Annotated in this window: 8 protein-coding genes, 1 tRNA gene and 1 pseudogene; 3 read left to right on the forward strand and 7 right to left on the reverse strand. The window is 61.4% G+C overall.

Annotation, left to right across the window (positions count from 1 at the left end; genetic code table 11):
- Positions 1-521: 521 nt before the first annotated feature.
- The 5 genes and pseudogenes from HZR14_RS11650 to HZR14_RS14465 form a co-directional block, all read right to left on the reverse strand.
- Positions 522-2,165 (reverse strand): SLC13 family permease, encoded by a 1,644-nt coding sequence (locus HZR14_RS11650; RefSeq protein ID WP_181693045.1) that lies wholly within the window; start codon positions 2,163-2,165, stop codon positions 522-524.
- Between the two features lie 165 nt (positions 2,166-2,330).
- Positions 2,331-2,576: a DUF8599 family protein gene (locus HZR14_RS11655; RefSeq protein ID WP_181693046.1), complete on the reverse strand. Its 246-nt coding sequence runs from the start codon at positions 2,574-2,576 to the stop codon at positions 2,331-2,333.
- A 240-nt stretch (positions 2,577-2,816) separates the two neighbouring features.
- Positions 2,817-4,937, reverse strand: coding sequence for a cupredoxin domain-containing protein (locus HZR14_RS11660; protein WP_181693047.1), 2,121 nt, complete (start codon positions 4,935-4,937; stop codon positions 2,817-2,819).
- Positions 4,938-5,177: 240 nt separating this feature from the next.
- Positions 5,178-5,579, reverse strand: a complete 402-nt coding sequence (locus HZR14_RS11665; protein ID WP_181693048.1) for a DUF5684 domain-containing protein — start codon at positions 5,577-5,579, stop codon at positions 5,178-5,180.
- 277 nt (positions 5,580-5,856) lie between these two features.
- Positions 5,857-6,711, reverse strand: a pseudogene (locus HZR14_RS14465) (MFS transporter); the annotation flags it as partial.
- A gap of 101 nt (positions 6,712-6,812) precedes the next feature.
- Here HZR14_RS14465 and HZR14_RS11675 point away from each other — a divergent pair.
- The 3 genes from HZR14_RS11675 to HZR14_RS11685 are packed head-to-tail and all read left to right on the forward strand — an operon-like array spanning position 6,813 to position 9,276.
- The gene (locus HZR14_RS11675) at positions 6,813-7,496 is read left to right on the forward strand and encodes a potassium channel family protein (protein WP_181693049.1); all 684 of its coding nucleotides are present in this window, start codon (positions 6,813-6,815) and stop codon (positions 7,494-7,496) included.
- Entirely contained in the window at positions 7,493-9,040 is a 1,548-nt protein-coding gene (locus HZR14_RS11680) for a TrkH family potassium uptake protein (protein WP_181693050.1), read from the forward strand. The genes HZR14_RS11675 and HZR14_RS11680 overlap by 4 nt, the downstream gene beginning before the upstream one ends.
- Positions 9,037-9,276, forward strand: a complete 240-nt coding sequence (locus HZR14_RS11685) for a hypothetical protein (protein ID WP_181693051.1) — start codon at positions 9,037-9,039, stop codon at positions 9,274-9,276. The genes HZR14_RS11680 and HZR14_RS11685 overlap by 4 nt, the downstream gene beginning before the upstream one ends.
- 397 nt (positions 9,277-9,673) lie before the next feature.
- Here HZR14_RS11685 and HZR14_RS11690 read toward each other — a convergent pair whose 3' ends face one another.
- Together HZR14_RS11690 and HZR14_RS11695 are read right to left on the reverse strand one after the other, a co-directional pair.
- Positions 9,674-10,006 (reverse strand): DUF5789 family protein, encoded by a 333-nt coding sequence (locus tag HZR14_RS11690; protein ID WP_181693052.1) that lies wholly within the window; start codon positions 10,004-10,006, stop codon positions 9,674-9,676.
- Between the two features lie 365 nt (positions 10,007-10,371).
- A tRNA-Ala gene (locus HZR14_RS11695) sits at positions 10,372-10,443 on the reverse strand.
- Positions 10,444-10,468: the final 25 nt, after the last annotated feature.

The following is a 10,468-nucleotide window of genomic DNA, read 5'->3' on the forward strand; positions in this document are numbered from 1 at the left end:
AAAATAGACAAAAGATATAAATTTTGTTATATACTGCATACGGAATAGAGACGGATAGAAAGATGTCAGCGTGTACTTCTCGTCGTTCGACGGTGGAATGTGCTTTTTTACGCCACAGCGGTTGTATGGACGTCTTCTATCAATCGAGAAGCGATGCGACTCGATTCTCCACCCTTTTATATATGTAATAGTATATGTTAAGCCTACTTAGTATTAGGGCTCATATGCGGTTTGTTCTCTCCTGAAATTCACATCACGTAGGATAGTTCCGTGTATCGGTTCACCAGACCGACTCCCTCGACTCGGGACCCGGTTCGGCTATTCGGGAGCCTTCACGACCCGTTTTCCCCGCTGAATGGTCCTCTGTTTTCCGACGCTTTCCCCGCTGAATGGTCCTCTGTTTTCCGACGCTTTCCCCGCTGAATGGTCCCACGAAGGCGTCTAGGGCGTTCTCTAGTCCTTTGACGACCTCCGGTTTCGGTTCCGCACGCTTTCGGGGGCGGACCCGGCTGCCGTGCGGGTCACCAGAGGATGTGCGGCCAGACGAACTGGAAGAGGAGCCAGATAAGCGCTGTCAGAACGACGGTCATGATGACGTTGAGAATGACGCCCGCTTTCATCATGTCCTCCTGTTCGAGATACCCAGACCCGAAGACAATAGCGTTCGGTGGGGTCGCAACCGGGAGTGCAAACGCAAAACTCGCCGCTATCGCGCCGGAAACCGCGAGAAAGACGGACGCGGCAACGGCTGGAAGACCGAGCGTCTTCGAGAAGACGCTCCCGATACCGATAAGAATGGGAACGATGATCGTCGACGTCGCGGTGTTAGAGGTCATTTCGGTCAAAAAGATAACGAGCAGGACGACGACACCGACGACGAGGACGATGGGTGCGCCGGTCAGCGACGTGAAGACGACGTCGGCGATCCACTCGGTTGCGCCGGTGTCCGCGAGCGCGTCTGCGAGCGAGATACCGCCGCCGAACAGGAGGATCGTTCCCCAATCGATATCGACGAGGTCGTCCCAGTCTGCGGTATCGGCGAGGACGAGTGCGGGGATGGAGAGCATCCCGACCATTACGTAATAAAGCAGACCCTGGTGGCCGCGAATGCCGAACACCGTCATTCCGTCGCCGGTGCCATAGAGCGTGTTGAACCACGTCTGCGGCAGCGCTAAGACACCGCTGTCGATGAGGTATTGGACGCCCTCGCCGAGTCCGCCGCCGACCCAGAGGATGGCCGTCGCGGTGAAGATATACGCGACGCGCTTTCCACGCGGACCGAGTGCGCCCGCCTCACGCATCTCCCGACGGGCCTGCGCACGGGCATCACTCACGTCATTGATGCGCGGGGGATACAACACCTTGGTCAACAGCGCCCAGACCAGCGGGAGGGTGACGAACACGACGGGAAGCCCGATGAGCAACCACTCGGCGAAGCTGATTTCGTAGCCCAAAATCGAGTTGAGCTGGCCGGCGAGGATCGCGTTCGGCGGCGTCCCGATGAGCGTCCCGACGCCGCCCACGCTCGCCGCGTAGGCCGTCCCCAACAACAGCGAGCGCTGGAAGTTCGTCGTGTCGTCGGCGTCCATCGAGTCCTCCCTCGTGGCGTCACCGACGTCGCCGATGTCCTCTTCGGGGTCGGCATCCGGCGCGGAGATCCGATCGCGGCCGACAACCTGTGCGAGGACGCCGAGCGCGATGGGGAGCATCATCGCCGCGGTCGCGGTATTCGAAACCCACATCGAGAGGAACGCGGTTGCAAGCATCACCGCGAGTACGAGCCGCCGCGGTGACGACCCCATCGCCACGACCATCCTCAGGGCGATCCGGCGGTCGATGTCGTACTTTTGGAGCGCGTTCGCCAGCATGAACCCGGCGATAAAGAGGAATATGATGTGGTCTGCGAACCCTCTGAGTGCCGCGTCCATATCGCTATAGACACCGAATCCGGTGAGTAAGACGGGGATAGAGAGTGCGGTGACGGCCAGCGGGAGTACCCCGGTGACCCACAGAAACCCAGCGAAAAACATCGTGGCGAAGGCATATTGTCCCCGCAGCGAGAGTCCCTCCGGTGTCGGCCAGAACGCGATGACTGCGGTTCCGAGGAGTGCTATAGTGAATACCACTAGGCGGCTCTGAGCCTCCGATTTACCGAGTTGTATCATCTATACACGGCCGTTTATTGGAATGTACTAATTAATACTTCGGATAGCATATCCGTAGTCGTGCGTTAGCAAGGATCATCGTCATCGTCGGCTCACCTATAATAGAGATCGCAACTATGTACAAGTAGATCCCGAGCGAAACAGGGCAGTTCACCCGCGACAGTATCAGAAGTATTCGACCAGTACCCGGAGTTGGTCGTCGCTTAGTTCTGCAACGTAGAGCCCGAGGAGCTCGCGCCGCCGTGACGGAGAGAGCGCCCGGGCCCCCGACTCGAGCATGGAGACGTGGGCTTGTTGGATGTCGTCGACCTCCGCTTCGACGTCGCGCTGGCCGTAGCCCGCGGCGACCCGGAGGAGCCGCCACGCGCGCGGCGACACGTCGTCGACATCCAGCGATTCGGGCGACGCCATTACTCGACATCGTGGTTCGTTACAATATAAAGATACTCGGTCCAAAACCGGGGCATTCCGGGGACGCCGTCGACGTCCCGTCTCTCACGGGCTGTTATAACTTCGCGTGAGCGATGGCTCTTCTTGTGGTCGGTTCGGGGTCGTATCGATACTGACGGCACCCGTCCCGAGTTCGTCGGCGATTGCGTGCCATCGGGATCGCCGGCAGTGCCGGGGCAGAGCAGGCGGCCCTCCGATGTGTCACTCGGGCGTGTCACTCCGTCCGGGAACGCCCCGTCCCTGGTAGAAGTCGCCGCCCCACTGGCTGATCCAGATCTCCTGATTTGCGAGATACAGCGCCTGTTCGGTATCGAATCGATCGTCCGTTACGCTCCACTCGTCGCTCGCCGTATCGTACTCGACCTCGGCGTTGTAGACGGCGGCTTGCCCGTGTTCGCCACCGGCCATCGGCGGTAACGGAAGCGTGTTCTCGGCCGATTCGTCGCGTGATGGCGGCCGTTCGGCACGCTGGAGCCGACCACGGTTGATCGTCCGGTCGAAATACTCCGCGTAGAGCGCTTTGACGTCCATTCCCAAAACCGCGTCAGCGGCGTTGAGCCCGCCGGTGATATCGCCGGCATCCCGCGCGGAGATCGTGTAGACCGCCTCCCCTCGGCCGCTCGCGAAGGTCCCGGCCTCCTCGTCCCACAGCTCTTCGATCAGGTAGTCGACGACGGACCGTGCGGTCTCCGTGTGATCGACTCCATCGAGTTGGGAGGCCCACGAAAGCCCCTGTGCGACGATCCCCTGGGTAGCGGCTTGGTTGGCCGCGCCGTTTTCGACCCGCCCGGTGTCGTCGATATTCGATTCAACGACCGCCGCGAGCCCGTTTGCGTACTCCGCGGCCGCAGCCCGGAGATCGTCGGTCCCCGCCTGGGGGCCGTAGTAGCCGACGGCTCCGAGCATTTCCCCGACGGAACGGGTTGATTCTTGCTTTAGGATCGCCTCGGGGTCGAACAGTTCCATCGTCGTTCGTGCCACGCCGTCCGTGATCTCCTGGATCCCGACGGGCGGATCGAAGACAGCGTCGCTGTCGGCGTCCTTCGGGATCAGCGGGACGGGGTTGACGTATCCGAACCAGCCGTTCTGTGCCAGGCTGGTGATATCCGAGAGGAACCACAACATCGCCGAGTGGTGATGTGGCCGTCGAGTATCGTCCTCGATCTCGCCGGCTGCCGGTCGGTACTGCGAGAGGAGCTCCCACGTATCGCCGTGGGTCAACGCCCCGTTTTCGCGGGACCCTCCCGCCAGCAACCCGGCGTTGATGCCGACCTGTGCGAGCGTCGTGAGTAGCTGTGCGCGGAACTTCGGCGCCATGTCCGTCGGCAAGATATCGAAGTGCTTCTCGAAGTTTTTCGCCCAGGTGATCCCCTTGAGGTGACTCCAGGCGAGCGAGGAGGGGCTCACGACTCCCGACGACTCCTCGGGATCCCACGCGAGCGTGGCGGCGTCGGGCCGACCGGTGTCGTCCTCCAACACCGGCCGTCGAGTGAACTGTGGGCTGCCTTCGGTGAACGGCGCAAACGTCAGGTTCGGATCGTTGATAGGCGGTCGCTCGGCGTCGGCGTGTTCGAGCATCGCGGGCAACCGCTGATCCCGCAGTTCGGCCATCTGGTCGTCGAGCGGGAACGGGACGCCGTTACCGGCCATCGCGATGTTGGTGCTCATGTTGTACAGGGAGTACCAGTAGGAGTCCCACGTGGCGTCCTCCCAGGTGTACCCGCCTGCGGTCCGTTCGACGTCGATCCCCGCGAGATCCAGGAGCCGGTCCAGTCCGGTAGCTGCCGCCGAGCGCTCGATATCCTCGATCGGGTCGGTCCCCGGTCCAGGGGTTGCCGTCGAGACGACGACGAGCCCAACCATGCCCAGGCCCTCGTGTGGACGACAATAATAGTTGTACACCCCCGGTTCCTCGAAGACGTGCTCGTGGGTATCGCCCTCCGACATCGTCCCGGAGTTGAACGACGAACCGGACGTCGGGACGCGCAGCGGTCTGTCGTTGTTCGGGTGATACGCGGTCGCCGAGTGGCTTCCGCTCCTGTTTTCCCAGGTGATCGTCGCGCCTTCTTCAGCCCACACAACCGCCGGCGAGAACACGTTCTGTCCGACGCCCCGGTCCGCGTCGAGCGAGAGGGCCTCGACCGTCGCGGACGAGTGGAGGTCGTCGGGGCCGCCGAGGACGTCCGCCCCTGGGATCTGCTCTTCGTTACCGTTCGCTCCCCCGGAAGCACCATCCGGTTCGTCTCCGCTGCCGTCCTCCGTCACGGAGGAGTCGTTCTCGGAGCCACTCTCGTTGCGACCACAGCCGGCCAGCGCTACCATCGTACCCGCTCCGAGCGTTTTCAGAACGGTTCTCCGTTTCGAGCGTCGTGAGTCGTTCATACGTATACACGGCTGTGTTCAGGAAGTCGACCCCTCAAGCTATGTCCGCTGTGTGTGTATGCTACTGGTATACGAAACGGTTATATGGCTGCGTTCGGGCGTCCCACGTCTCGTCGTCGGCCGGACGCTTATCGGAGCCCTCGCCCGTGATGTCGGTAGAGGGTGGTCTCGTCCGGTCCGCTACAGAGCGGTATCGGACACCTGAGCGGAACCCTGGTACTGGTAGTCGCCGAACCCGAGGATCGGATAAAAGATGACCGACAAGAACAGGAGCCCGAGGCCGAACAGCACCCCTTGGTCGAACATCTTAGCGAGGTCGATGCTGACCTTCGCGAGGACGAGGATGTTGAGTACGGGTATAAAAAGCAAGAGCAGCCACCACCACGCGTTTCCGCTTATTTTGAGAATCACGTAGACGTTGTATACCGGGACGATCGAAGCCCACCCCGGTTCGCCGGCTTTCTCGAACGTCTTCCACATCCCTGCAATAACCACGAGAAAGATCACCAACTGGAGGAGCAGTTCAGGGCCAAACCCACCACCGCCTTGTAACGGAACGGAGAGGCTCGATGTTAGTGCCATCGGCTGAACAGTCCTTCCCCTGACTGATAACGGTTTCGTGGTATATGACAGAACTCGAACAGTATGTCGTCGGGCGGCCCAGCCGGTGGTGTACTCCCCCCGACGGCGTATGTGCGGCCAAGCACAACGAGCACGAACTGGCGGTTGGGTGGGATCTACCCGGACAACGAGGGCCACGATGCCGTTTCCGGAGGGCGTCCCCGAGGCCGTGGCGACACGGCAGACGGAAAACGACTCGCGCCCCCGGAGGGACATCGAATACGACGCGTGACGCCGCTCACGTCGGGGTCCGATCGGAGACAGGGACTTCCCAGAGGAGGATGAGCCCGGAACCGACGACGAGGACGAGCCCCGCGATCGCCAACGCGAACAGTGGTGACACGGCGTCGGAGATGAGTCCGCTCCCGAGTTGGAACGGGATTACGGCGAGTCCGCTGACCATCGCCATCGCGCTCAATACCGTGGCACGGCCGAGCGTTTCCACGCGGTCGTTGACGTACTGTCCGGCGAACGACCGTGTGACGTCGGACAGTCCGCGCGCGAGGAGGAACGTCGGCAGCGCGAGAACGGGCACGTAGTACATCCCGACGAGAGCGCTCCCGACGGCGAACGGCAAGACGAGGAACCACAGCCGGATCCCCAGATGCTCCCGTATCGAGCCGGTATAGTAACTAATACTGGTGGACGAAATCAAATGAAACCGACTCACGAGTGATCCGCCGTTCGCTCCGTCGAACGGCGTGATCCTCGTGCGTCGTGTGTACATTCTTTTGTTCGTCAGTATAAGGACCGCGCCGACGACGCTGTATGCTCCGTAGAACCAACCGAGGAGCGATTCGACCCGATCCGGGCTGACGCCCAGGTCGACGACGACCACCTCGAATACGGGCTGGAGAAAGATGAAGACGAGATACGAGACCGCAGCGTAGAGGACATAATAATATAGGATGAACGCCCGGAGGTTCCGCTGGGAGAGTGCGTCCCGAACGATCGACGTCGTTTTTCGAAGGCTTAGTTCGTCCGTGTCCGCTTGCTCGTAGGTTTCTGGCTCCTCCAGCGTGAGCAACGCGAACAGTCCGAGTCCGGTAACGGCCGAGGCGACGAACCAGGGGTACGAGAGGTCGATACCGCCGGCGGGACGTTCGTGACGCGGTCCTGCCCCCGACGCCGGGGCGGACAGACGGCCGCTTCGAGGGTGGTGATTTATGTGATCGAGTTCGGAAGAGTATGTCGATGCACTTCATCGTCGTCGGAGCGGGGAGCGTCGGAACCCTGCTGGTGGATCTCGCATCGCGGTCACGAAACGACGTCGTCGTCGTCGAACAGGACGTAACGAGGGCGAACGAGATCGCGGACGAGTACGACTGCCTGGTGCTCAACGACGACGCGACGAGCGAGGAGGTCCTCGAGGAGGCGGGAGCCGATCGGGCCGACGCGCTCGTATCGACGCTCGAACTGGACGCGACGAACCTCTTCGTCTGCCTGCTCGCCACCGAACTCGAGATCCCGACCGTCGTCTCCGTTCTGCACCGGCCCGAACACCGGGGGTTGTTCCGCAAGATGGGCGTCAACGCGGTCAAGAGCCCCCACCAACTCGCCGCCGAATCGCTCTATCGGACGGCACGACAGCCCGCGATCATCGACTACATGCCCATCCATGGTGATTCGGAGGTGTTCGTGATCGACGTCTCCGAGGAGGCTCCGGTCGCGGACAGGACGCTCGAGGAAGCCAGATCGAGCGGATTAATCCCCGACGACGTGCTCGTCGTCGCTATCGTCCCCGCGGACGACGACGAACCGCGGATCTGTCGGTCGTCGACGGAGATCGAACCGGGGGACCGTCTGACAGTGTACTCGGAGCGCGGGACCGATCCGGCGGTCACGGACGTCTTCGGGTTCTTCGACGACTACCCATGAACACCGACACGGTGGCCCCCGTCGGCCGGGACCTCGGCTGGATGCTTCGGGTCCTCGGCGGGCTGATCGTCGGTTCCGTTCTCGTCCCGCTCGTCTGGGGGGAGTACTACGCCATTCCGGGACTCGTCGTCTCGGGGCTGGTGCCGATAACGATCGGATTGGCACTCTCGACGGCGTTCGCCGACGCCGACAGCCCGGACAAACTCCACGGGATGGTGGTCGCCGCCGTGGGATGGTTTGCCATCGCGGTGTTCGGGTCGCTGCCGTTTCTCATGATCGCCTGGACGGTTACACTCACGCCGGAGGGGCTTGCGACCCCACCCGCGACGGACAGCATCAACGCGCTCACGAACCCGCTGAACGCCCTCTTCGAGAGCATGAGCGGGTTCACCGGCACGGGACTGACGATGGTCGACGACGAGGGGGCGCTTCCGCGGACGCTGCAGTGGTGGCGAAGCGTGACCGAGTGGGTCGGCGGCGTCGGGGTGATCGTTCTCACGACGGCTATCCTCGCCCGTCCCGGAAGCGGATCGCTGACGCTGTACGAAAGCGAGGCACGATCCCGGAAGATCCATCCCAGTATTATTTCGACTGTCCGCACCATCTGGTGGATCTTCGTCCTGTTCACCTCCGTTTCCATCCTGTTGCTTTGGCTGGCCGGGATGCCGATATGGCACGCGATCAACCACGGGATGACCGGTATTTCCACCGGCGGATTCTCGGTCATCGACGGCTCGATCGGCGCGTACGACAGCGTCGCCATCGAAATCGTCTTGCTTCCGATCATGATCGCGGGCGGCATCGCCTTCCCGGTCCACTATCTCGTGCTTCGGGGCGACCTCGAGGGACTCTACGGCGACCTTCAGACGCGGTGGCTCGCCGGGGTTCTCCTGGTCGGTTCGGCGTTGCTCTGGCTGTTTCTCACACCGGCGTACGGCTCGGTCGCGGGGGCGCTTCGGTACGGGGTCTTCCAGTTCGTCTCGGCTCTGACCGCCACGGGGTTTCAGACTGCGACCCAACCGGCACCGCTCCCGATCGAGGCCTGGCCGGCGAGTGCGCATCTCGCGTTGGTCTTCGCGATGATCGTCGGCGCTGCGGCCGGTTCCACCGCGGGGGGACTCAAACTCATTCGGCTGGCGATGCTGGTGAAAGGGATTCGGTTTCGCGTCTCCTACGTCTTTTATCCCGACAGCACGGTCCACCGGCTTCGGATCGACGACCGCGTGCTCGATCGAGAGGAGGGCTCCCGGGAGTTCGGGGAGGCGGCGATCATTGCGCTCCTCTGGGTCGTGTTCCTCGTGGCGAGCGTGTTCGTCCTCCTGTTGACGCTCCCGGACGGGGCTTATCCCCTGGAGATGATTCTCTTCGAGATCGCGAGCGCACAGGGGAACATCGGCCTCTCGACGGGGATCACCGGCCCCGAGTCGCTACCGACGGCCGGCAAGGTCGCGTTCATCTTGAACATGTGGATCGGCCGCCTCGAGATCCTTCCGATCGTCGTGACGATCCGGGCGCTCCTCTGGCGAGGGGGGATCTACGAGTGAGCCGACGCCGTCCCCGGAACCGCATCCTCCAGTGGGTCGTACGCTCGGGGCCGGACGATCCGATATACAACCTCTGGCTCCTTTCGGGACCGCTTTTGATCGTTCTCGTCGCCGTCGTCGGGAAGAACGCGGTGACGACGCTTCTCGCCGCGGGATACGTCGTCGGGTTCATCACTCACACCGCGTACAACGCTTTCGAAACGACGGGGCGGCCCGGGTGGATCCGGCGACCATAGCGTCGTCGACGTGTGGCGAGAACGCCGGAAGGGACGAACGCGTCACGATCAGGGGTGACGAACGCGAACAACCGACGTCCTGAGCCCGGTTTATACTGGTGGACGAAGTCAAATGAAACCGACTCACGAGTGATCCGCCGTTCGCTCCGTCGAACGGCGTGATCCTCGTGCGTCGTGTGTACATTCTTTTGTCCGTCAGTATTATTTCAGGAAAAATACGTGATGCTATCTATGCTGTAGGTACGGGGATACGGTCTCGTTGAAGCCCTCAATCAGTGACAGATTTCATCAGCCGTGCTGAATACAGAACCTGGATTCAGCAGAGAGGTAACTACAGACGGAGTTTGTTTCAGCACAGGCGGTCCAGTTTGTGCGTGAAGCGTGCTGGACCGTTGTGCTATCGGCCTATGAGTCCCAGTACCCGTCTGCGAACGTCCTCGGCAGAGTCATATATTTGGTCATCAGTTACAGAGAGTACGTCCTTCAGGGATTTCTTGCCGCCCTGCGTTTCAAGTTCATAATCGCCATAGGCCTCAACCAACTCATTTGTCGTGGCTGGATAGTCGTGCGATTTGAGCGCTTCATCAAGATCGCCAAGCTCCTCACCGGGATTGACGCGCACTGGCTCTTTTTCATCGCCGCGGGTCCGGGTCTCCTCTACCTCCCGCTCACGCTGGCGTTCCTCTTCACGATCCGCTTGCTCGTCGCGGCCCTGTTTATCATCTGCCATATACCACGGTAGGGAACCCAGACAAATAACAGTAAGGCTGCCTATCAGTGAACTACCCTGAGCACGTCGTCCGATTACCCCACCCGAACCTGGCGTCAACGTATATTGACGACTATCAAACAGCAAATCCATAGAAAAAACATCTACAAGACACGCGCCCTGTATGCAGTGCGCTGTTCCTATAGTGAACATCGCAACGATGTACACATCGACCGCACTGCCGCCGTGCGATCGAGTGTGTCTTGTCTTCCGATCTCTACTATATCAGTTGATCAGGGTTTCAACAGGGCCAAAAATGCGTACTAACGTCTACTGGGCGAGAACGTTCCTCGGCCCGGACGGGGCAACCCCGACCGACAGGGGAACGGACTCGCCGGGATTTGAACCCGGGGCCTTCCCCGTGCCAGGGGGATGATCTACCACTGATCTACGAGCCCTCGAACGCATCGCATAGTATCCCGA

The organism is Natronomonas salinimetallica, assembly GCF_013839515.1.
Taxonomy (GTDB): Archaea; Halobacteriota; Halobacteria; order Halobacteriales; family Haloarculaceae; genus Natronomonas.